We start from the raw sequence: 21,926 nt of genomic DNA on the forward strand, positions 1-21,926 counted from the left end.
CGGTTGAGGCCGCGGCGGGGCCAAGGTCCCGCCGCACCAGTTCGAAGGCTCCAGGATCAATAGATCTTGGAGAACTTTTCGATGTTCGACTTGTCGAACTGGAAGGGCGGAGCCATCGCAGCCGAGTTGGTGTCGTCGAGCGTGACCTTGCCGACGCGGCCGATCGACAGCGTAGCACCGGGCTTCGCCTCTTCCTTCTTCACCGCCAGGTCGTGGGCGAGGTAGACGGCCGAATAGCCGAGGTCGATCGGGTTCCACAGCGCAACCGCTTGGCTGGCGCCGTTGTCGATGAACTTCTTGAACTCCGACGGCAGCGCCAGGCCGGTGACGTTGACCTTGCCGATCAGGCCTTCATCGGTCACCACCTGCGCGGCGGCAACGACGCCGACCGTGGTCGGTGCGATGATCGCCTTGAGGTTCGGGTAGGACTTCAGCAAGCCCTTGGCCTCGTCCGTGCTCTTGGCCGAGTCGTCGTCGCCATAGACGGTGGCGACGAGCTTGATCTTGGGGAACTTCTCCGGCAGCACCTTCTTGGCCGCGTCGATCCAGGCGTTCTGGTTGGTCGCGGTGGACGAAGCCGACAGGATGGCGACATCGCCGCCTTCCGGCAGGTAGTCGGCGGCAAGCTTGATGATGGTCTCGCCGATCAGGTTGGTGTCGGAAGGGTTGAGGTGAAGCTGGCGGCCTTCCGGCGCGACGCCTGAATCCCACGAGATGACGGTGATGCCGCGTTCCATCGCCTTCTTCAGCGCCGGAACCAGCGCGTCGGCGTCATTGGCCGAAATGGCGATGGCGTTGACCTTCTGGGCGATCAGCGAATTGACCACTTCGATCTGCGCTTCGGCGGTCGCCTTGGTCGGGCCGGTGTAGATGATCTCGACGTCGCCGAGTTCCTTGGCCGCCTCTTCGGCGCCCTTGTTGGCGGCGTCGAAGAAGCCGTTGCCGAGCGACTTCACCACCAGCGCGATCTTGACGTTTTCGGCATAGGCGGCATTCACGAACATGGCGGCGGAAAACGCCGCCGTAACCATCAGTTTCTTCAGAAAGCTCATCGAATATCCTCCCTTGAGCGTTGCATTCCATCGCCGCTGCGGGCGTGAGTTTTCTCAGGCCTGCAGCGAAGATTCTTCCTTATTGCTTGCCGTTGTGCGGGCGACGATCAGCGTCACGCCGGCGGTCTCCAGCATCTTGGCTTCGCGATCCTCGATGCCGTCGTCGGTGATCACCGTGGCGATGCGCGACAGGCCGCACAGGATCAGGCTCGAGCGCTTGCGAAATTTCGAGGAGTCGACCAGCACCACCAATTCGTCCGCCTGGTCGATAAGCTTCTGCTCGGCCTGGATCAGCAGCGGGTCGCCTTCCATAAGACCCAGCGGCCCCAGTCCCTGCGCGCCCATGAACATGCGGCGCGCGTAGAAATTGCGCGTCACGTCATTGTCGAAGGGCGACAGGATGATGTTCTGCTCGCGGTAGATGGTGCCGCCCGACAGCATCACCGTGTTCTTGGAATGCCTGAGCAGGTGCTCGGCGATCGGAAAGGAATTGGTGAAGATCGGCATGCGGCGGCCGCTCAGGAAATGCACCATCTGGAACGTGGTGGTGCCGCCATTGATGATGATCGGCTCGCCGTCCTTGCAGAGTTCCACGGCCGCTCGTGCGATCGCCCGCTTCTGCGAAGCGTTGATCGTCTCGTTGACGGAAAACGGCCGGCCGGCAAGGCCGATGAACTGCGGAGGCGAGAGCGCCTCGGCGCCGCCGCGCACCCGGCGCAGGCGCTTTTGCACATGCAATGCCGCGATGTCGCGCCGGATCGTCGCCTCCGACGACTCCGTCAGGTCGACCATCTCCTGCACCGTCACCACAGGCTTTTCCTGGACGGCGGACAGAATGATCCTGTGGCGCTCTTTCTCGTGCATGGTTCCTCCCTGCTTGAGCATCTAGGCACCCCAAGCGCGCAGTGTCAATCATTTCCGATCAGATAATTTCATTGTGCAGTGCAATATGATTGATATTGATCGTTTGTGATTGACAAGACGGCCGCTTGCGTAGAAATTCGGACAAAAGGACCCGCGCCGTTTGCGTGTCCCAAAGGGAGGATTACCTATGCTCGACAAGCGCTCCGGCACGCGCCTCGCCAATCTTTGGGATGACGCAAAAGCGCAAGCGATGAGCGAGCCCGAACGTCTGGTCTATCGCTCGAATGTTCTTGGCTCCGACAAGCGCGTCACCAATTATGGCGGCGGCAACACCTCCTCCAAGATCTGGCAAAACGATCCGCTCACTGGGCAGAGCGTGGAAGTGCTGTGGGTCAAGGGCTCGGGCGGCGACAGCGCCTCGATCAAACTCGACGGCTTCGCCACGCTCTACATGGACAAATTGCGCGCGCTGAAAGGTCTCTATCGTGGCCTCGAACATGAAGACGAGATGGTCGGCTATTTGCCCCACTGCACTTTCAACCTCAACCCGCGCGCGGCCTCGATCGACACACCGCTGCATGCCTTCGTGCCGAAGCCTTATGTCGACCACATGCACCCCGACGCCATCATCGCTATTGCCGCCGCCAAGGATTCGCAGGCGCTGACCAAGGAGATATTCGGCGACACGATCGGCTGGCTGCCATGGAAGCGCCCGGGCTTCGAACTCGGCCTGTGGCTGGAGAAATTCTGCCTCGAGAACCCCGAGGCCAAGGGTGTCGTGCTGGCAAGCCATGGCCTGTTCAGCTGGGGCGACACGCCGAAGGAATGCTACGAGACGACGATTTCGGTGATCAACCAGGCGATCGACTGGTTCGAGCGCAAGAGCCAGGGCAAGCCGATCTTCGGCGGCGAAATCGTCAAATCGCTCGATGCACCGGCGCGTCGCGCTGTGGCTGCAAAACTGATGCCGAGGATCCGCGGCCTGATCTCGGAGAAAAGCCACAAGCTCGGCCATTTCGACGATTCTCCTGCGGTGCTCGAATTCGTCAATTCCAGGGATTTGCGGCCGTTGGCGGCACTCGGCACATCCTGCCCGGACCACTTCCTGCGCACCAAGATCCGGCCGCTGGTCATCGAGTTCGATCCCAGGAATCCCGATGTCGATGCCGTCATTGCCCGTCTTGTCGACGATGTGGCGGAGTATCGCGTCGGCTATCAGGCCTATTATGACCGCTGCAAGCACGCGGATTCGCCACCGGTGCGCGATCCGAACGCCGTGGTCTATCTGATGCCCGGTGTCGGCATGTTCACCTTCGCCGGCGACAAGGCGACGGCGCGTATATCGGGCGAATTCTACGTCAACGCCATCAACGTCATGCGCGGCGCCTCGACGGTGTCGACCTATGTCGGGCTGCCCGACCAGGAAGCCTTCGATATCGAATACTGGCTGCTCGAAGAGGCAAAGCTGCAGCGCCTGCCGAAACCGAAAGCTCTTGCCGGCCAAATCGCGCTGGTCACCGGCGGCGCCGGCGGCATTGGCTGCGCCACCGCCAACCGGCTGCTGCGCGAAGGCGCCTGCGTCGTGCTGGCCGATATCGACGAGGCAGCCCTTGCCAGCGCCAATGACGAGCTTGCCAAGGCCTACGGCAAGGATTTCGTGCGGCCCGTCGTCATCAACGTCACGTCCGAGGATCAGGTGATCTCCGGCTTTGCCGAGACAGCGGTCGAGTTCGGCGGCATCGACATCCTGGTGTCCAACGCTGGCCTGGCCTCCTCGGCGCCGATCGAGGACACCACGCTGGCGCTGTGGAACAAGAACATGGACATCTTGTCGACGGGATATTTCCTGGTTTCGCGGGAGGCGTTCCGGCTGTTTCGGACGCAAAAGATCGGCGGCAACGTCGTCTTCGTCGCCTCTAAGAACGGCCTTGCCGCATCGCCAAACGCCGCCGCCTACTGCACGGCCAAGGCTGCCGAGATCCATCTGGCGCGCTGCCTGGCGCTGGAAGGCGCGGAAGCCCAGATCAGGGTCAATGTCGTCAATCCCGACGCCGTGCTGCGCGGCTCGAAGATCTGGACCGGCGAATGGAAGGAACAGCGCGCCGCCGCTTACAAGATGTCGACCGACGATCTCGAAGAGCATTACCGCTCGCGCTCGATGCTGAAGCGGTCGGTATTCCCCGAGGACATCGCCGAAGCGATCTATTTTTTCGCCTCCGACATGTCGGCAAAATCGACCGGCAACATCATCAACGTCGATGCCGGCAACGCGCAGAGTTTTACGCGATAAGCGACCGTCTTTGAGGGTTGCGCTGCCCCTCATCCGCCTGCCGGCACCTTCTCCCCGTAATAGTGACGCCGAGAAGGGAAGCGCTCCAACGCCGGTGATCTCCCCGTTCTTTACGGGGAGAGGGGTAAGGGTGAGGGGCAGCGCCGACCAACGCAAATTGGGAGGAAACCACCATGTCCGAAACCATCATCTCCGCCGACCTCGTCGACAGGCACAATGCCGCGCGCAATGCCGACCTCAAGCGCGACTACGAGTCCCTCGGCGAGCGCCTCGACCGCCGCGGCATCGCCATCGATGCCATCCGCGACAAGGTCGAGAAATTCGCCGTCGCCATCCCGTCCTGGGGCGTCGGCACCGGCGGCACCCGCTTTGCCCGCTTTCCCGGCGCTGGCGAGCCGCGCGACATTTTCGACAAGATCGAGGACTGCGCCGTCATCCGCCAGCTGACGCAGGCGACGCCGACCGTCTCGCTGCATATTCCGTGGGACAAGGCCGATCCGAACCGGCTGAAGCAGGCGGCATCCCGCTTCGGCCTCGGCCTCGACGCCATCAACTCCAATACCTTCTCCGACGCCAGGGACCAAAAACTTTCGTATAAGTTCGGCTCGTTGTCGCATGCCGATGCCGCAACACGCCGGCAGGCGGTCGAGCATAATCTCGAATGCATCGAGATCGGCAGGACGCTGGGCTCGAAAGCGCTGACGGTGTGGATCGGCGACGGCTCGAATTTTCCCGGCCAGGTTAATTTCGCCAAGGCGTTCGAGCGTTATCTCGACGCGATGAAGGAGATTTATGCCGGACTGCCGGACGACTGGAAGCTGTTCACCGAGCACAAGATGTACGAGCCGGCCTTTTATTCGACCGTCGTGCAGGATTGGGGCACCAACTACATCATCGCCAAAGAGCTTGGCGACAAGGCGTTCTGCCTGGTCGACCTCGGCCATCACGCCCCCAACGTCAACATCGAGATGATCGTGTCGCGGCTGATCCAGTTCAAGAAGCTCGGCGGCTTCCATTTCAACGATTCGAAATATGGCGACGACGACCTCGACGCCGGCTCGATCGATCCCTACCGGCTGTTCCTGGTCTTCAACGAACTGGTCGATGCCGAGCTTTCCGGTCCCGAAGGGTTCGATCCGGCCCACATGCTCGACCAGAGCCACAACGTCACCGATCCGATCGAAAGCCTGATGCTGTCGGCGGTTGAAGTGCAGCGCGCCTATGCCCAGGCGCTGCTGGTCGATCGCAAGGCGCTCGAAGGCTTCCAGGACGCCAATGATGCGCTGATGGCAACGCAGACGCTGAAGATAGCCTATCGCACCGATGTCGAGCCGATCCTCGCCATGGCACGACTAAAGACCGGCGGCGCCATCGATCCGGTCGCCGCCTACCGCGCAGCCGGGTATCGGGCGAAAGTCGCAGCGGAACGGCCGGCGGTCGCGAGCGTCGGTGGCGGGATTGTTTGATGTCGAGGTGAAAAATGAAAAACCCGCCAGAGGCGGGTCGCGGTGCGATTCAGCACCATAGATAGATTAGTAGCATAGCTGCCGGCACAAAGCAAGAACAAAGTTGCTCGCCAGCGTTGAATGTTGGCGAAAACCAAAGGCGAAATCCGATCTCCCCCCTTGCGGGGGAGATGTCCGGCAGGACAGAGGGGGGTGGGAAGGATCTCCAACGTCGAACCGTGCAACCTGCAAAATAGCCAGAGGATGTGCCCGCGCATTGCTGGAGAGGTCGGAGGGACAGCACCCCCCTCTGGCCTGCCGGCCATCTCCCCCGCAAGGGGGGAGATCGGCAGCTCAACCGGAGGCGCGAAGCCTCGCCGTATCTTCCCATTATTGTCAGTAGACTCAACCGCTCCAAGCGCGTTTCCTAGGCTCACCCCAAGCCACGGAGAACGGCCATGCACCGCCGAACCCTAATCGCCGTCAGCCTTTCCCTCACCCTGACCTTCGTGCCGTTCCTCGCCTTCGCCGCTTCGCCGCAGCCGGCGAAGGGCGAGCACGGCATGGTGGTGACCGCCCAGCATCTTGCGTCTGAAGTCGGCGTCGAGGTGCTGAAGAAGGGCGGCAATGCCGTCGATGCCGCGGTCGCCGTCGGCTATGCGCTGGCCGTGGTCTATCCGACCGCCGGCAATATCGGCGGTGGCGGCTTCATGACCATCCGCTTCAAGGACGGCCGCTCGACCTTCCTCGATTTCCGCGAGCGCGCGCCGCTCGCCGCAACCAAAACCATGTATCTCGACAAGGACGGCAAGCCGGTAAAGGGCGCCAGTCTCGACGGCTATCTGGCCGTCGGCGTGCCGGGTTCGGTCGCCGGCTTCGAGATGGCGCGGGAGAAATACGGCACGCTGACGCGGCAGGACTTGCTGGCGCCGGCCATCCGCTTTGCCAGGGAAGGCTTCGTACTGGAGCAGGGCGATGCGGCCTCGCTCCAGGGCGGCGCGGAGCGGTTGGCGAGGGACCCGGCGGCGGCGGCCGTTTTCCTCAAGCCGGACGGCAAGCCTTACACCGTCGGCGAGCGCCTCGTTCAGCCCGATCTCGCGGCTTCGCTTGCCGCCATTTCCGAACGCGGTGCGGATGCCTTCTACAAAGGCGCGATCGCCGACGCCATCGTCAAGGCGAGCGGCGAGAAGGGCGGCATTCTGGCCAAGGCGGATTTCGAAAACTACGCGGTGCGCGAGCTCAAGCCGGCGACCTGCAATTATCGCGGCTACGAGATCACGTCCTCGCCGCCGCCGAGCTCCGGCGGCGTCATCATCTGCGAGATCCTCAACGTGCTTGAGTTCTATCCGCTGTCCTATCTCGGCTCTGGTTCGGCCGAGACGGTTCACGTCATGGTCGAGGCGATGCGCCACGCCTATGTCGACCGGAATTCGGCGCTCGGCGATCCCGGCTTCGTCGACAATCCGGTCGCAAAACTGCTCGACAAGAATTACGCCAGGGAAATCCGCGAAAAGATCGATCCGTTCCGGGCCGGCGTGTCGCAGGAATTGATGCCGAAGGGCTTTGGCGAGAGCAACGAGACGACGCATTATTCGATCATCGACAATGACGGCAACGCCGTCGCGGTAACCTACACGCTGAACGGCTCTTTCGGCGCCGGCGTCGTCGCCGACGGCACGGGCATCCTGCTCAACAACGAGATGGACGACTTCACCCAGAAACCCGGCGTGCCCAATCTCTACGGCCTCGTCCAGGGCGAGGCGAATGCGATCGCGCCGAAAAAGACGCCGCTGTCGTCGATGAGCCCGACCATCCTCGCCAAAGACGGCAAGCCGTTCATGGTCATCGGCAGCCCTGGCGGTTCACGCATCATCACCATCACGCTGGAGGCGATCGTCAACGTCATCGATCACGGCATGAACATCCAGGAAGCGATCGACGCGCCGCGCACCCACCACCAATGGTTACCCGACACGGTCTATATCGAACCCTTCGGCCTGTCGCCGGATACCGAAAAGCTGCTTACCGGCATGGGCTACCATCTCGATCTCGCCGAGGCGAATTGGGGCCAGGCGGCCGGCATCCTGGTCGGCGGCAAGAGCCTGGCGGAAATCGAGAAGGGCGGCGGCGCCCGCTACAACGGCGCCATCGACAGCCGCGCCGCATCCGGTGAGGCTATCGGGTATTAGACCATGGTCTCAAAAGGCGGAACCGGTTTTCGGATAAGGTCACGGTCAATAGGAAGATTCGCCTTGCTTCAGGTGACCAGCGCGATGGTCGACGCAATCAGCATCAACGCCGCGACGCCGACGAACAGGGCGTAGATGCGCGGCCGATCGAGCAGGAGCGCGTTGCCGGATATCCATGCCGCGGTGGCGCCGCCAAGCGCGAAAAAGAAGGTGCTGCGGCGCCCGAAGCTCAAGCCGGCGGCCATCAGGCCGCCGATGATCAGGGCGCCGAATACGATGATCACGGCTACCGCGTATTTTTCGAAATCGTTGCTGCCGGCGCTCGGGCCGATCGCGTTCAACCTCGACAGATCGTCCGGATCGAACGGGCTGGTCGACCCATATTCGTCTTGACCGACAGGCTCATGCATCATTCGTTCTCCGCAAACCGACAGCAAATCATCAAGCCTCGCCGAGCGCAACCGCTCGCCGAATGTGATCGGCACGGTGTTCAACACTTTCTGGCGGCGGCTTGCCAGAGATTTTTGGGTCCGTGCTTTGATCGCCCTCTGCTCGGTCTGATCAAAGTGCTTTGCCCGAGCTTGATCTTCAAGCCGCCCTGGCCAAAGACTGCGTCGCCTGAACGGAAGCTCCAAGCACCGCCTGTGCGGTGTCGGCCTGTCTTTCATCGACATGCGCCAGCACCAGGATCACACCTTGTGCGGCATCCGGCTGGCCCGGCTGCTTGCCGATACGGGACAATGTCGCGCCGGCAACGCCGCCCAAGACTGCACCGACGAGGGCCGATGCCAGCCATCCCGCGCCGAGGGGATCGATGCCGGGCATATCAAAGGCGCCGAGGCCGGCCAACAAACCGGCTGCCGCGCCAAGGACGGCACCCGTACCTGGATCGCGCAAGACGGCGCCGATTTCATCATCGTAGGGTCCGATGACGCTGATCTCCTGGCGAGCAATTCCTGCTGCCTGAAGCGTTTCGACGGCACGGGCCGCCTGGTCATGGGAATCGAAAAGTCTGCTGATTGTTCGCATTGAAACTGCCTGTGAGGCCCCCCGGCCCTCGACGGTAAGGCGGGTCCCAGCTGAGCGCCGAGGAACCGCCTGACGCAAACGTCACCCGCCGCTCATTTCTGAGCGACGGGCGACGGCTGCCCGAGTTTTCACGTCACTCGATGACCTTGATGACCTTGCGCGTGCCTGGGTCGACGACAACGGTGCGGTTGTCAATGACGACATAACGATATTTGACGTTCGGGACCTCATGAAGCTCGACGGTGTCGGGGAGCGTCGAGCCGATGTTGAGCTCCACCCCAGGGATTTTCACCGAGGCCAGCGGCTGCTTTTTCACATACTCCCTGATGACGGTTTCCTGCTGCGGTTCGATGACAACGTCTTGCGCCGCAGCGGCGCCGACGCCTGCCAGCAGCAAAAGTCCCGCCGCCGCGGTGGAAAGATGCATTCTCATGGTCGTCTCCTTTGCGAACTCGGTCCGCTCTTCGCGCCAAGGCTCATTCGAACGGAAGCCAGCTGAAAACGTTCCGTCGACGGGGCTTCGGTCCCACCCGGCGGGGACCAATCGACGTGTTGCCGCAGGACCTAAGTCTGATCCTCGCGGGCAAAGGGTAGGTTTGTCGCGAAGCCCGGAACCGCCGCCGCTCAAACTCGTTGCTGGCTGCACGTTCCGGGAGGATTCTTTGGAAAATGTCGACGGTTGCTCGCACCGATCTTGGCTGTTTCCATTCCGATCGAACCCGGCATCTGCGCAGCCCTGTCCCTTCCTGCGCCGATAGGGTTCGCGCGTCACTTTTGTGGCGGGCGAACCCTCAATTGCAGCGTGCTTCTGACCAAAGTTGACCCTGAGGCGAGGAGAAGAGACGAGGAGAAGAGAAATGGCCGATGACAAGAGCAAGCGAGACTTCAGCGACCGCAACCGCGTGTCGGCGGATGAGTATTATGAAGTCGAATATTTCGCGCGGGAAAATGGTGTCTCGCCCAGCCAGGTGAGCAAGCTGATCAAAAGGACCGGTGGCGACCGGATGATCCTCTCGCAAGCGGTGAAAGCATTGCGCGAGCGCAAGTGAGACGGCGGCGGAGCCGGCGGTTGGAAAGGCACTGATCACAATCTGCCGAGAATTCCGGTCAGCTATCGACAACGTGCCCGGATGCCGCTGCTTCGGCCAAGCCAATGCCCCTTTATTTCTTCGATTCCGATGAAGACGGAATCGTCTATTCCGACGATCAGGGAACGTCATGTGACGATTTCCCGCTGGTCAGGAAAGAAGCCTTTCGCACATTGGGCGAGATGGCCAGGGATGGCCTTCCTCACCGAAGGATCACAGTCAAGGTCCGGAACGACCATGACGGTCTGGTGCTTGAAGTGGCTTTGACCTTTGCCGTCGAAACGCGGCATTTCGACGAACGGATTTTCCAGATCAACATGCGCATGAGTTGACGGCCCTATCGTTGTCGTGCCGACCATGAGATTTCTGGAGCAGCCGGCATCTTCCCCAAGGGAACATTAGAAGTCTCTAATTGTTATCTTAAGCAGCGGGAACCTCCCGGGTTTCTGCTGCAGATCGGGGTGCAACCCGGTCGGCCCGCGCCCTCCGCCAGAGGCGCGGGCTTCGTTTGTTTAGCCGATGCGCAACGCCATGCGGCGGCAGCATATTGGAAACCTGCGGGAGCATAAGCAGCAGAAGTCGCTACCGCGGCGCCCTGGCGCCCAGGCAACGGAGCCCGTCGTCCGACAGGGCGGCGGGCTTTTTGATGCGGGCCGGGTCATCGCGCAACCGGTGGAAATCCAATGCATGTCGCGCAAAAGTGTGAAGCGGTTTTGCGATAACGACATGCATCAAGACAAGAACTTTAAGCACGTCGCATGAGGCCGGTCGAACGCGACGCGCTTTAGCTGGGAGAGATGGCCGGCGCTGCTTCGCGAGGCGTGGGGTAAGGTGCCTGATGCAGCGCCGGCCAAGCGGAAATCAGGTCCGCCGCAGCCAGATAGTAGCTGCGTTGGCGCGGCGGGTAATTGCGTGATCGCGGAAGCCACACCATTGCAGACCACTTGCCACGAGCCCGGCCTGTGCAGCGGCTGACCCGAAGCATTCATTCATTCTGACGATGCACCGGACGCCCGGACGGCGGAAATTGGACGCCGCGTTCGCTCTCGATTCAGCGGCCAGCGGTGTTCCCTGCAGATTTCGGACGAAAGGCCATTTCACCCTTGTTGCGCCTGGATTCTTATCAGATCGTGGCAAGGATTGCTTTTCCCGCCGCGTTTGCCGGCGTTCTGCTGTTTGCCCTTTTGCCGGAGCAGCTCCTGCAGGGTCTTGGCCTGGCTTTCACGTTTGGTCACGACAAGCTCAATCACGCCGCCGCCTTCGTCGTGCTGGCGGCTCTCGGAAGTCTCGGCTGGCCGGAACACAAGGCGAAGCTGATCGTCCTCCTCGTGCTCACGGGCGCGGCGATCGAGGGCCTTCAGGCCGTGCAGCTGATAGGGCGCCACCCGGATCTATTCGACTGGGTGGCCGACTGCGCCGGAATGGCCTTCGGGCTGACAATTGCAGGCTGGACAAAGCGGCTCGCCGGCGGATTGCCATAGCTCGAAAGCGCATAACGGAATCGGCGCGCCCGTGCTGCAATATGGGGAAAATGGCCGGCGTCACTTGGGGGGGCGCGTTGGGGTAAGTTGCCTGACGGACGCCGGCCAGGCGGAAAAATCAGGTCCGCCGCAAAGTAATGTAGCAGCAATGGCAAAGCGCGGCAGTAGCGTGATCGCGGAAGGTCCGCCTTCTCGCCTCCGGTGCGGTGACCCGTTTTGGGTCAATGATTCTGGCACCTGAATTGCACTGTAGGCAATGCCGGGGAACACTCCGGCGATCGTCCCCGAATATGGGGCCTCGCCGCTTCGCAAATGGAGCGGCGGGCCTTTTTGCCGGACGTTGAAAGCGGCCGATCAGCGGCTTAGCTGATGACGGTGTGCTTGCCCCATTTTCCCCCCAAGTGTTTATTCTCACAATAGAAATTCTAACGCGCACAAGCTTCGGTGCTTGACACAGGTCGCGACAACTGGATAAGTGGATACACAGATACGCTCTGATTGGACCAAGGACATGGCAGCAGACGCAATCGAGCCGCTGGGCATCACGACCGCCGAGGAGGAGGCTTATCGCCACATTCAGCGTGCCTTGAGGATGGGGCGCTACCGCGCCGGGGACCGGCTTATCCCGGAAGAGATCGCGACGGAAATCGGCATGAGCCGCATGCCGGTTCGCGAAGCGTTCCGCCAGCTGGCCGCGGAAGGTCTTGTGGTCATTCGCCCGAACCGTGGCTGCATCGTCGCCGGGCTTACCCTCGATGAGATTTACGAAACCTTTGAAATGCGCTCGGTGCTCGAAGGGTTGGCGGTGAGGCTTGCCATGCCGCACATCGATGTCGAAGTGCTTGAAGAACTGGAACGCCAGCTCGACCGCATGGAGCGCGCCAGCCAGACCGGCAGCAGCGACTGGGTCGTGCGCCATCAGGCCTTCCATTTGCAGATTTGCCAACTGAGCAACCGACCCAAGCTGGTCCGGCAGATTGCCAGCCTGCACGTCGTGATCGAACCCTACCTGCGCATCTGGTTCGACTATGTCGACAAGCCCGCCAGCGCGCGCGCCGAGCACGAGATCCTGATTGAGGTGTTGCGGTCAGGTGATGCCGGCAAGGCAGAGATCGTCATGCGGGATCATATCGTCGAGACAGCGCCCCTTCTGGCCAACTTCGCAAGTCCCGGCCGCCGCTAGAAAACGCCATCTAACTCGTTGAAGCCGGAAGATAATCCGGCACGACGAAAGGGAACTGCCATACCGGCAAAAAAGAGGAGAATGACATGAAAATTAGCCGCATCGCAGCCATTGCGTCGGTCCTGTTCGGCCTGGTCCAGGCCGCCGTCGCACAAGAAACACCAAAGGCAATTACCATTGCCACCGAAGGAGCCTACGCGCCCTGGAATTTCACAACAGCCGACGGCAAACTGGACGGCTTCGAAGTCGATCTCGCCAATGATTTGTGCGGGCGAATGAAGATCGAGTGCAAGATCGTCGCACAGGACTGGGACGGCATGATCCCCGCGCTGACCGTCGGCAAGTTCGACGTGATCATGGCGAGCATGTTCATCACTGAAAAACGTCTGAAGATCATTGACTTTACCCAGCCATATGCGGTGGATCCCTCAGGTTTCGCGGTCGCAAAGGATAGCGAACTGGGCAAGGTCGGCATTTCCAACGAGCGGATCAAGCTGGAGAATGAAGCCTCTGCGCAGGCGGCAATCGACAAGCTCAAGCCATTGCTGAAGGGAAAGATCATTGGAGTTCAGGCCGCAACGGCGAACCTGGAATTTGTGAAAAAATACTTCTCGGACGTCGCTGAGATTCGCGAATACAAGACCACCGAGCAACACGATCTCGATCTTGCCGCGGGTCGCATCGACGCGCTCTTCGCACAGCAGACAGCGCTGGCCGCCACGCTGGGCAAACCGGAGTTCAGCGACTATACGCTTGCCGGGCCGGGATTTGTCGGGGGGCTCTTCGGTCTTGGCTCCGGTGCCGGTATCCGCAAAGAGGACATCAAGCTGAAAGATATGCTCAACGGGGCCATCGACGCCGCGATCGCCGATGGCACGATCAAAACCCTGTCGCTTAAATGGGTCAAGAGCGACGTCACTCCAGTCAAGTAGGCGCTTGTCGGCGAACGGCCATTCCTGACCCGTTCCGGAGCTGAGCCGTTCGCCCTGCCGGGGGTATCGATGGTTGACGCATTCCGGCTACTTGGTTTCCAGCACGGAGGTTGGGGGGCTGCTCTTCTCATGGCGGCCTCGGTTACAGTGCTTCTGTCTGTGCTGGGCTTTGCGCTTGGCGCTGTATTCGGTGGGCTGGCAGCGGCCGGCCGTCTCCGCAACTCCAAGGTATTGAGGTTCTTGGCCCTTGGCTATTGCACGGTTTTCCGAGGCGTGCCCGACCTTCTGACCATTTATCTGCTTTACTATGGAGGAAGTGTCGCCCTGACCTCGCTTGGTCATAGCCTGGGCGGGTCCGGATTCGTCGGCGTTCCGGCCTTTGCCACTGGAACCTTGGCCATCGCAATCATCTCGGGCGCCTATCAAGCCGAGGTCTATCGAGGGGCTTACCTCGCCATCGACCAAGGACAGCACGATGCCGCTTGCGCGCTTGGTCTCAACCGGCTGCAGCGGCTGCGACAGGTTATTTTTCCCCAGCTCCTGAGCTACGCGCTGCCAGGTCTCGGCAACGTGTGGCAGTTGGTTCTGAAGGACTCGTCGCTGATATCGGTAATCGGCCTCGTTGAACTGATGCGCCAGGCACAGATCGCTGCAGGTTCGACCCGTGAACCATTCATCTTCTACATTGCTGCAGCCTTGCTCTATCTGGCTATCGCTTCCGTCACGGGCCATGCCTTTTACCGTCTGGAACGAAAGGCGCCGTGGCGCGTCCGGTCGGCATGATAGATTTCAGTTTTTTCCTCGAAATCCTGCCGAAGCTCCTCGCCGGCCTGCCGCTTACGATAGAATTGGCCCTGACTTCCATTGTTGCCGGCTTCGTCCTTGCCGTCACATTGGCGCTTGCCCAGCAATCGGAATCGCCCTTCGTCGTTTTGCCGATCCGTGGCTTCGTTGCCGTGTTCAGGGGCACGCCCCTGCTGGTGCAGATTTTTCTGACATATTATGGCCTTGGTCAGTTCCGGCACCAACTGTCGGCAATTGGATTATGGGCCGTTTTCCGCGAACCCTACTGGTGCGCAATCATCGCGCTGACACTCAACACCACCGCCTATGGCAGTGAAATCCTCCGCGGCGCGATTCAATCGGTGCCGCGCGGCCTTGTCGAGGCGGCCCGGTCTGTCGGCCTGTCCACCTGTCTGACCTATCGGCATGTTATCCTGCCGCTGGCCTTTCGCCAGGCTCTGCCGAGTTACGGCAATGAAATCATCCTGATGATCAAGGGCACGTCTCTGGCCTCCATCGTGACCTTGATGGAGGTGACTGGAATTGCCCAGGGATTGATCTCCCAGACTTACCGCGCCTTTGAAGTCTTCATCTGCGCGGGCGCCATTTATCTCACTTTGAATTTCGCGATCATCCGTGCCTTGGCGGCACTCGAATACTGGATGTCGCGGCATCTGCGGCACCGCCCCTCGACGAGGGACGCCGCCTCTTGAGCACGATCAGAAGGGCATAGCATGCGAAATTTTGAGAAACCAACGCGCTCGGTCGTCGTTTCACGCGAGGCCATGGCCGCCACCTCTCATCCGTCGGCGACCCTGACGGCGGTGGAGATCATGGCGACCGGCGGCAACGCCATGGATGCCGCCATCGCAGCCTGCGCGGTGCAATGTGTCGTCGAGCCAGCCTCGACCGGCATTGGAGGCGATTGCTTCGCTCTTCTGTCGCGAAACGGATCCGGCGAGGTCATCGCCTATAACGGATCGGGCAGGACACCCGCCGCCCTCACAATTGACTGGTTCCTCGAACGTGGCATGGCGGAGGTAGCCCGCAATTCTCCTGGCTCCGTCACCATCCCGGGAGCCATCGATGCCTGGACCAGGTTGCACGCTGATCACGGGCACATGCCCTTCGATCAAATCCTGGCCCCCGCTATACGTTTCGCCGAGGAAGGCTACGCCATTTCACCGCGGGTCCATCGTGACTGGGCGTTGGAGGAAGAACTTCTGGCCTCCGATGTGACCGCGAAACGGATTTTCCTGCCAAACGGCCGCGCGCCAGGCGTTGGCGAAGTGCATCGCCAGCCTGAGTTGGCTGCAACGCTGCGGCTGATCGCCGAGAAGGGACGAGAGGCCTTCTACACTGGCCCTGTGGCCGAAGACATGGTCGCCTATCTTCGTGGGCTCGGCGGATTGCACACAGTCGAAGATTTCGTCTCGGCAACAGGCGAGTACGTGACCCCGATCAGCACGGCGTTTCGAGGCTGCGATGTGTTCGAATGTCCGCCGAATGGCCAGGGTGTGATCGCATTGCTGATTCTAAACATCCTCTCGCGCTTCGAAGCCCACGGCGACCCGCAATCCGCGGACCGGCTTCACCTGGAAATCGAAGCGACACGCCTCGCTTACGCCGCGCGTGACGTGCTCGTCGCCGATCCTGATGCGTCCGAGGTCCCGGTGGCCGACATGTTGTCGAATGCTTGGGCCGATCGTCTGGCGGGCATGATTGACCTAAAGCGCGCCCGCGCGGACCTGCCGGCGTTCGATATGCCGCTGCACAGCGACACGGTCTATATTTCCGTTGTCGACAAGGATCGCAATGCGGTCAGTTTCATCAACTCGGTCTTCGACAGCTTTGGCTCGGGCCTGGTCTCGCCACGCTCCGGTGTCGTCTTGCACAATCGCGGGCAAAGCTTTTCGCTTGACCCCAGGCACCCCAATGCAGTGGCGCCGAACAAGCGACCTCTGCATACCATCATACCCGGGATGCTTGCGAGAGGCGGCCGGGCAGAGATGCCTTTCGGCGTTATGGGTGGCTACTACCAGGCAATGGGCCACGCGCACCTGCTGACGAAGGTGCTCGACTTCGGGATAGATCTGCAGGAGGCGATCGATCTGCCGCGGGTCGCCCCTGTCAGCGGCACGATGAAGGTCCAGGCCGAACACGGGCTCGCTCGCGAAACCGTAGCTGAACTTAGCCGGCGCGGTTTCGAAATCATTCCTGCCACGGACCCGATCGGCGGTGCGCAGGCCATCCGCATCGATTGGGCAAACGGGACGCTGCTGGGTGGTTCTGAACCGCGCAAGGACGGCTGCGCCCTCGGTCTTTAGAGCGGTTGTGGCCGGAGCGGAATCCAAGATGCTGAAGGCGTTCTTCATCGCCATTTGGCCGGCGAGCAGGAGCCTCTGGCGCCATGGTCCAGATAATTCTTGCACGCCATCGACAATCCGCTCGGCGCGAGATTGTCACCCATGTCTAGGTATAAACTGTTACCTATGTCTCCGGGCCGTACAGGGAAAAAATGGTGCCCAGAGGCGGATTCGAACCACCGACACGCGGATTTTCAGTCCGCTGTCGGTGATTGATATTGTTCAGATTTTAGGCCGAATGTCGCGTTTGTGTCGCGTCAAGCCAAAACCGCCCGCTCGGCCTGAACTCGTTGCCCTGTTCAGCGCCCAAACGCGCGTGCCGTGGTGCCGACAGTCATTCAGATGGATGATGGTATGGTTCGGCACTCATAGTAAGCACTGATCCCCAGGCAATTTAGAGACTTTCTGAGGTCCATGTTCCCTATGGGCGCAAGCGGCGCGACGACGGAGGTGTTGGCGCAGGCGGCGGGGTCGGCGTCGTCGAGCCTCGCACGCCTGGAAGCCACGACGACCGACGTCGACCAACGGGCAACCGTGGGGTGCTCGATCGATCAGGAGATGGCACGGGCGACGAGCCAGTTCGACAGCGACAGGCGTGTCAACCAGCCGCAAGCGCAGGCGATCGAGAAGCAATTGCAAGTTCTCAAGTCAACCGGCAACGCTGTCGCGGCTCAACAGGCGGGACTGCACGCCATGGAAAGGCAGTCTTCCACCGCATCGCATCTCCTCCAAAGCTTTTTGCGGCGTCAGCAGGATGCCAGCGAGCGGGGTCAACTCGGCCAGGCGGATGCCAGAGTGTTTACGCTCGCCACACCGCCGGAGCGGGCGAGCTCGCTTCATCCGATCTTTCTGCTTCCTGTTCGGGAGATCCCTACATGATTATCGAGTTGTTCGGTCCGCCTGGTGCAGGCAAGACGACCCTTCTCCGCGCCCTTTGCCGTGAGCTGGCGAAACACGACATCCGTGTGAAGACAGTCAATGGCTATCGCCGGATTGATTTTGTGTCTGTCGGCAGCGAAGTCGATTCGGTCGAGGATGAAAGCCCGGAGACACGCCATGGTATCCAGCGTCTGGTGCACAAGCTCGCCACCGCGAGTCCGGTCTTGTTCTCGACCCCGCCGAGCGAGGGGGCCGCTGCGCGGCTTTTGGCATCGATCCCTCCAAAAAGCCGAATATGGGCGTTGCGTCTGAAGATCGACGTCGTTTTGCTCTTCGAAGCCTGGAATACGGCGAAGGCCTCAGAAGGGTACTTCATTTTCGAAGAGGGCATCGTTCAGGCGTTGTGTGCGCTCGTCCTGTTGGGACGAAATCCAAGTATCGACATGGTTCGTAATTGCCTGACGTTCCTGCCGCGACCGGATCTCCTCATTCAAGTCGACGCGCCCGGGGAAACGCTGCGCCACCGCCTCATTGAGCGGTATGCGCGGCAGCCGTACCTCGAGCGCCTTCTCGAAGTCGGAGTGGTCAGGGGCCTGAAGCAAGCGGATATCGCGAGGGAGATCGGCCAATGCCTGCAAGACAAATGGCCGCTGATGCGTGTCGACGGCCTCGACCCACGCAATTTCGAACAGGTCGTCGCGCGCATCGTGGGGCACGGATTGCCCGCGACGGCATGCGTCGGGCCAGACTAGAGGCGCGAGTTGCATGGTGTTCACGGTGAGATCGTTCGTTGGCATTCGCAGATTTCTGCGGGCGCAGCGGCGACCGTTCGGGAGCGTCCATGAGAACCGTGCACCCGCTCGTCGGGATTACCGAGCAAGCCACCAGACGGCTGGGTACGGTGCCCATTACTCCGACACGTACCGGTCCGGCTACTATGCAGCTCTGTGGTCGGGTATCGAAAAGCCTTTGGTCGAACGTATTCTCCTGCCTGTCGGCGGGCCGAACCGGAAATGCCTGGACTTCGCATGCGGCACAGGCCGCATAGCAAATATCGCAGCTCCATTTTTTGGTGAAGTCGTCGGCGTTGACATCTCCCAATCTATGCTGGCTAGCGCACGGGTTCCGAAGAACGTGAAATTGGTCCGCGCTGATCTTACGTTCTCTCCGCTTGCCGAAAGGTTCGACGTGGTCACGGCATTCAGATTCTTCCTCAATGCTGAAGATGAGCTCAGGAAGGATGCACTGTCGGCCATCAGCGCGCATTTGAACGAAGGTGGATTGCTAATCTCGAATATCCACATGAATGCGACCTCCCCAATAGGGCTGGTCTGCCGCATTCTGAACCGTTATGCAGGAGGGACAGTCCGCCACACTTTGAGCATTAAAGGATACGAGCAGACGCTCATTGCAAATGGCTTTATTGTCGAGCGGATAGTTGGGTACGGTTTTTTGCCGCGACCCGGGAAATTGCTGCCAAGACTGTGCGAAATATTGATGGTGCCGTTTGAAAGGACCTGCGCAAGTGCCAGGATTCCGGCGGAGCTTGCGCAGAATTTCCTGGTGGTTGCCAGAAAGCGGTAAAGCCGGCGGGCACATGAAATTTGAAACCGAGCATTTGCCATGAGGCTGGTCTTTGTTGAAGTTCATGTCGCGTGGAGTTGCCGACAGTCGCAGGAAACCCTTGAAACTCAACGGTAACAGTTCGCAACACGGCGCGACATGAAATGCCGTAAGTCGCCAAGCTGGCGACACCGCAAGCCATTGACTTTATATGAGGAAGTAGTGGTGCCCAGAGGCGGATTCGAACCACCGACACGCGGATTTTCAGTCCGCTGCTCTACCAACTGAGCTATCTGGGCCTGCTCCGGCGGGCGGCAATCTGCACACCGGGTTCATGAAAGCGCCGTCGGCACCCCTTGAAAGCGCGTGGGTTATAGCACGGGAATCCGGCCTGTCCAGCGCTTAGAGCATGATCCCGAAAAGTGGAATCCGGTTTTCGGAAAAGATCATGCTCAAACAAAAAGCATGATCCCGAAAAGTGGAATCCGGTTTTCGGAAAAGATCATGCTCAGGCAAAACGCCAGAACCTGTTCCATCCGACTCTACCCGGATGGAACAGCTTCTGGACATTGAGTTCAGGCGGGAAGCGACAGGCAGTCGGCAAGGCCGATCATCGGTCACAATCGCGGCCGCGAAACCGTCCCGAGCTTGTGGAAAACTGCAGGCGGACGGCGCTATTTCTGGTGGTCGTCGTCGTCCTCGTCGTCGCGGCCCGGGATGACGTAGACGCCCTTCAGCCAACGGTTGAGGTCGATGTCCTTGCAGCGCTTCGAGCAGAACGGGTAGGTTTCGCGCGCCGATGGCTTGCCGCATTCGGGGCAGGGCCGCTTGGGTCGCAGCGGCGTGACCTTGTCGTCCGGGCTCATATCCGCGCACCCGCCAGCCAGTTGACGTGCACCTTGAAGCCTTCGCCGCTCAGCAGCGCCACCGTCTCGTAGAGCGGCAGGCCGACGACGTTGGTGTAGGAGCCGACGAGCTTGACGACGAAGGCGCCGGCAAGCCCCTGGACGGCATAGCCGCCGGCCTTGCCGCGCCATTCTCCCGACGCGATATAGGCGTCGATCTCCTCGCGCGGCAGCCGCTTGAAGCGCACCCTGGTCTCGACCAGCCGCAAGCGCTGCTTGCCGCCCGGCGTGATCAGGCAGATGCCGGAATAGACCCGGTGCGAACGGCCGGACAGCAGCCCGAGGCAGTTGGCGGCATCGTCGAGCGTCTCGGCCTTGGGCAGGATGCGCCGCCCGACGGCAACCACCGTGTCGGCGGCCAGCACGAAGCTCGGCAGGTAGTCCGTCTCGGTTTTCAGCGAGACCAGCGCCTTCTCGGCCTTCTGCGTCGCTAGCCGCTTGGCCAGCGACCGCGGATGCTCCGCGCGCAGCGGCGTCTCGTCGACATCGGCCGGCAGCACGCGATCCGGCTCGATGCCGGCCTGCTGCAACAGCTCGATCCGGCGCGGCGAACCCGAGGCAAGCACGAGCTTCTGCAAAATGCCCATCGCGATCCCGGCCGGGTCCTTGAACTTACTTGAAGCGGTAGGTGATGCGGCCCTTGGTCAGGTCGTAGGGCGTCATCTCGACCAGGACCTTGTCGCCGGTCAAAACGCGGATGCGATTCTTGCGCATGCGGCCGGCCGTATGGGCGATGATTTCATGTTCGTTTTCGAGCTTGACCCTGAACATCGCGTTGGGCAGCAATTCCGTCACGACACCCGGAAACTCGAGGACTTCTTCCTTCGGCATTCGATACCTTTGCTTGGATGGGTACTTCCAGCGCCCCGGCCGGAAAGTTGCGCGGAACCTATATGATAAACGTCCGCTTGTGAACACGCTTAATCCGCGGCGTTTTCAGCCTCGTTGCCGAGAAAACGGCGGCCGATCCGCGCCTTCAGCCGCTCGCGCACGTCGCGATAGGCAGCCATGATCTGTTCGCGCGTGCCGCTGACGCCGGTCGGGTCGGGCATCGGCCAATATTCGACTTCGACGGCCAGCGAGCGGGTGAGTTCGAGCGCGGTGTGGTGGGCTTCCGGCGCCAGCGTCACGATCAGATCGAAATAATCGTCTTCGAGGTCGTCCATCGTTCTCGGGTGCCGTTCGCCGAGCGACAGCCCCTCTTCGGCCAGCACGGCATCGACGAACGGATCGCGTTCGCCGCCGCGCACCCCGGCCGAGGCGACGAAAGTGGTAGGCGGGAGCACCTTGCGCGCCAGCAATTCGGCCATCGGCGAGCGCACGGCGTTCATGCCGCAAACAAACAGGATCGAGCGGGGCAGGATCGAGCGGGGCAGCGGGGCGGCCAGTTTAACCTCGCCAGTGCAGCACGCAAACCAGCGTGAACAGCCGGCGCGCCGTGTCGAAATCGATGTCGATCTTGCCGGCAAGCCGGTCCATCAGCGTCTGCGAGCCTTCATTGTGCAGGCCGCGCCGGCCCATGTCGATCGCCTCGATATGGCTGGGCGTCGCGGTGCGGATGGCGTCGTAATAGCTTTCACAGATCATGTAGTAATCCTTGACGATGCGCCTAAGCGGCGTCAGCGACAGGATATGGGTGACCACGGCTGCGCCGTCCTCGCGCGCCACCGCGAACACCAGCCGGGATTCGGCCAGCGACAGTTTCAGTCGGTATGGCCCGGCACCGTCGTCATTGACCGGCTGGAAACGGTTCTCCTCGATCAGGTCGAAGATCGCCACCGCCCGCTCATGCTCGACATCGGGCGTCGATCGGCCGATCGTCTCGTCGAGCTCGACATCGATCAGCCTGGCGCGGGTTTCGTCGTAGTCGGACATTT

At 61.1% G+C, this 21,926-nt stretch carries 24 protein-coding genes and 1 tRNA gene; 14 read left to right on the plus strand and 11 right to left on the minus strand.

Annotation, left to right across the window (positions count from 1 at the left end; genetic code table 11):
- Window positions 1-56: 56 nt before the first annotated feature.
- The gene (gene rhaS / locus NKH05_RS17955; RefSeq protein WP_023719466.1) at window positions 57-1,052 is read right to left on the minus strand and encodes a rhamnose ABC transporter substrate-binding protein; all 996 of its coding nucleotides are present in this window, start codon (window positions 1,050-1,052) and stop codon (window positions 57-59) included.
- 54 nt (window positions 1,053-1,106) lie between these two features.
- Window positions 1,107-1,916, minus strand: coding sequence for a DeoR/GlpR family DNA-binding transcription regulator (locus tag NKH05_RS17960; protein WP_353025822.1), 810 nt, complete (start codon window positions 1,914-1,916; stop codon window positions 1,107-1,109).
- Between the two features lie 187 nt (window positions 1,917-2,103).
- On the opposite strand from NKH05_RS17960, the gene NKH05_RS17965 reads away from it, so the two are divergent.
- The 3 genes from NKH05_RS17965 to ggt (NKH05_RS17975) all read left to right on the plus strand — a co-directional run bounded on the left by NKH05_RS17965 (window position 2,104) and on the right by ggt (NKH05_RS17975) (window position 7,840).
- Window positions 2,104-4,206, plus strand: coding sequence for a bifunctional rhamnulose-1-phosphate aldolase/short-chain dehydrogenase (locus tag NKH05_RS17965; protein ID WP_353025823.1), 2,103 nt, complete (start codon window positions 2,104-2,106; stop codon window positions 4,204-4,206).
- A 173-nt stretch (window positions 4,207-4,379) separates the two neighbouring features.
- Window positions 4,380-5,672, plus strand: coding sequence for an L-rhamnose catabolism isomerase (gene rhaI, locus NKH05_RS17970; protein WP_353025825.1), 1,293 nt, complete (start codon window positions 4,380-4,382; stop codon window positions 5,670-5,672).
- Between the two features lie 437 nt (window positions 5,673-6,109).
- Complete coding sequence (gene ggt / locus NKH05_RS17975; RefSeq protein ID WP_352817576.1) at window positions 6,110-7,840, plus strand: gamma-glutamyltransferase; 1,731 nt, start codon at window positions 6,110-6,112, stop codon at window positions 7,838-7,840.
- A 68-nt stretch (window positions 7,841-7,908) separates the two neighbouring features.
- Here ggt (NKH05_RS17975) and NKH05_RS17980 read toward each other — a convergent pair whose 3' ends face one another.
- The 3 genes from NKH05_RS17980 to NKH05_RS17990 form a co-directional block, all read right to left on the minus strand.
- A complete protein-coding gene (locus NKH05_RS17980) occupies window positions 7,909-8,253 on the minus strand; it encodes a hypothetical protein (protein ID WP_198030499.1) in 345 nt (114 codons plus the stop codon).
- A 175-nt stretch (window positions 8,254-8,428) separates the two neighbouring features.
- On the minus strand, window positions 8,429-8,869 hold the full coding sequence (locus tag NKH05_RS17985; protein WP_023719461.1) for a hypothetical protein: 441 nt from the start codon (window positions 8,867-8,869) through the stop codon (window positions 8,429-8,431).
- Between the two features lie 133 nt (window positions 8,870-9,002).
- A complete protein-coding gene (locus NKH05_RS17990; RefSeq protein ID WP_023719460.1) occupies window positions 9,003-9,302 on the minus strand; it encodes a DUF1236 domain-containing protein in 300 nt (99 codons plus the stop codon).
- 424 nt (window positions 9,303-9,726) lie between these two features.
- Between NKH05_RS17990 and NKH05_RS17995 the strand changes: the two genes are divergently transcribed.
- From NKH05_RS17995 to NKH05_RS18045, 11 genes are all read left to right on the plus strand, one after another.
- Window positions 9,727-9,918, plus strand: coding sequence for a DUF3606 domain-containing protein (locus NKH05_RS17995; protein ID WP_023719459.1), 192 nt, complete (start codon window positions 9,727-9,729; stop codon window positions 9,916-9,918).
- A gap of 104 nt (window positions 9,919-10,022) precedes the next feature.
- A complete protein-coding gene (locus tag NKH05_RS18000) occupies window positions 10,023-10,289 on the plus strand; it encodes a DUF6894 family protein (RefSeq protein WP_353025826.1) in 267 nt (88 codons plus the stop codon).
- 798 nt (window positions 10,290-11,087) lie between these two features.
- Window positions 11,088-11,438: a VanZ family protein gene (locus NKH05_RS18005; RefSeq protein ID WP_031194161.1), complete on the plus strand. Its 351-nt coding sequence runs from the start codon at window positions 11,088-11,090 to the stop codon at window positions 11,436-11,438.
- Between the two features lie 511 nt (window positions 11,439-11,949).
- Window positions 11,950-12,621, plus strand: coding sequence for a GntR family transcriptional regulator (locus NKH05_RS18010; protein WP_023719455.1), 672 nt, complete (start codon window positions 11,950-11,952; stop codon window positions 12,619-12,621).
- A gap of 86 nt (window positions 12,622-12,707) precedes the next feature.
- Entirely contained in the window at window positions 12,708-13,553 is an 846-nt protein-coding gene (locus tag NKH05_RS18015) for a transporter substrate-binding domain-containing protein (RefSeq protein WP_353025828.1), read from the plus strand.
- Between the two features lie 69 nt (window positions 13,554-13,622).
- A complete protein-coding gene (locus NKH05_RS18020) occupies window positions 13,623-14,336 on the plus strand; it encodes an ABC transporter permease (RefSeq protein ID WP_023719453.1) in 714 nt (237 codons plus the stop codon).
- Window positions 14,333-15,049 (plus strand): ABC transporter permease, encoded by a 717-nt coding sequence (locus NKH05_RS18025; RefSeq protein ID WP_023719452.1) that lies wholly within the window; start codon window positions 14,333-14,335, stop codon window positions 15,047-15,049. Before NKH05_RS18020 ends, NKH05_RS18025 begins: the two co-directional genes overlap by 4 nt.
- Before the next feature lie 21 nt (window positions 15,050-15,070).
- Entirely contained in the window at window positions 15,071-16,663 is a 1,593-nt protein-coding gene (gene ggt / locus NKH05_RS18030; RefSeq protein ID WP_352547883.1) for a gamma-glutamyltransferase, read from the plus strand.
- Between the two features lie 462 nt (window positions 16,664-17,125).
- Window positions 17,126-17,581 carry a hypothetical protein gene (locus NKH05_RS18035; RefSeq protein ID WP_156948087.1) on the plus strand — a complete coding sequence of 152 codons (456 nt, stop codon included), beginning with the start codon at window positions 17,126-17,128 and terminating at the stop codon, window positions 17,579-17,581.
- Window positions 17,578-18,333 (plus strand): AAA family ATPase, encoded by a 756-nt coding sequence (locus tag NKH05_RS18040; RefSeq protein ID WP_023719449.1) that lies wholly within the window; start codon window positions 17,578-17,580, stop codon window positions 18,331-18,333. The genes NKH05_RS18035 and NKH05_RS18040 overlap by 4 nt, the downstream gene beginning before the upstream one ends.
- A 217-nt stretch (window positions 18,334-18,550) precedes the next feature.
- Window positions 18,551-19,165: a class I SAM-dependent DNA methyltransferase gene (locus NKH05_RS18045; RefSeq protein ID WP_245278607.1), complete on the plus strand. Its 615-nt coding sequence runs from the start codon at window positions 18,551-18,553 to the stop codon at window positions 19,163-19,165.
- Window positions 19,166-19,367: 202 nt separating this feature from the next.
- Here the strand turns inward: NKH05_RS18045 and NKH05_RS18050 are convergent.
- The 6 genes from NKH05_RS18050 to NKH05_RS18075 form a co-directional block, all read right to left on the minus strand.
- Window positions 19,368-19,443 (minus strand) — tRNA-Phe (locus tag NKH05_RS18050).
- A 375-nt stretch (window positions 19,444-19,818) separates the two neighbouring features.
- Window positions 19,819-20,010, minus strand: a complete 192-nt coding sequence (yacG, locus tag NKH05_RS18055) for a DNA gyrase inhibitor YacG (RefSeq protein WP_023719447.1) — start codon at window positions 20,008-20,010, stop codon at window positions 19,819-19,821.
- Window positions 20,007-20,636, minus strand: a complete 630-nt coding sequence (locus tag NKH05_RS18060) for a Maf-like protein (protein WP_023719446.1) — start codon at window positions 20,634-20,636, stop codon at window positions 20,007-20,009. The genes yacG and NKH05_RS18060 overlap by 4 nt, the downstream gene beginning before the upstream one ends.
- A gap of 25 nt (window positions 20,637-20,661) precedes the next feature.
- A complete protein-coding gene (infA, locus tag NKH05_RS18065; RefSeq protein ID WP_006200926.1) occupies window positions 20,662-20,880 on the minus strand; it encodes a translation initiation factor IF-1 in 219 nt (72 codons plus the stop codon).
- Between the two features lie 89 nt (window positions 20,881-20,969).
- Window positions 20,970-21,380: an arsenate-mycothiol transferase ArsC gene (locus NKH05_RS18070; RefSeq protein WP_023719445.1), complete on the minus strand. Its 411-nt coding sequence runs from the start codon at window positions 21,378-21,380 to the stop codon at window positions 20,970-20,972.
- A gap of 58 nt (window positions 21,381-21,438) precedes the next feature.
- Window positions 21,439-21,924 carry a UPF0262 family protein gene (locus NKH05_RS18075; RefSeq protein WP_023719444.1) on the minus strand — a complete coding sequence of 162 codons (486 nt, stop codon included), beginning with the start codon at window positions 21,922-21,924 and terminating at the stop codon, window positions 21,439-21,441.
- Window positions 21,925-21,926 lie beyond the last annotated feature (2 nt).

The organism is Mesorhizobium sp. M1399 (assembly GCF_040317735.1).
Lineage (GTDB): Bacteria > Pseudomonadota > Alphaproteobacteria > Rhizobiales > Rhizobiaceae > Mesorhizobium.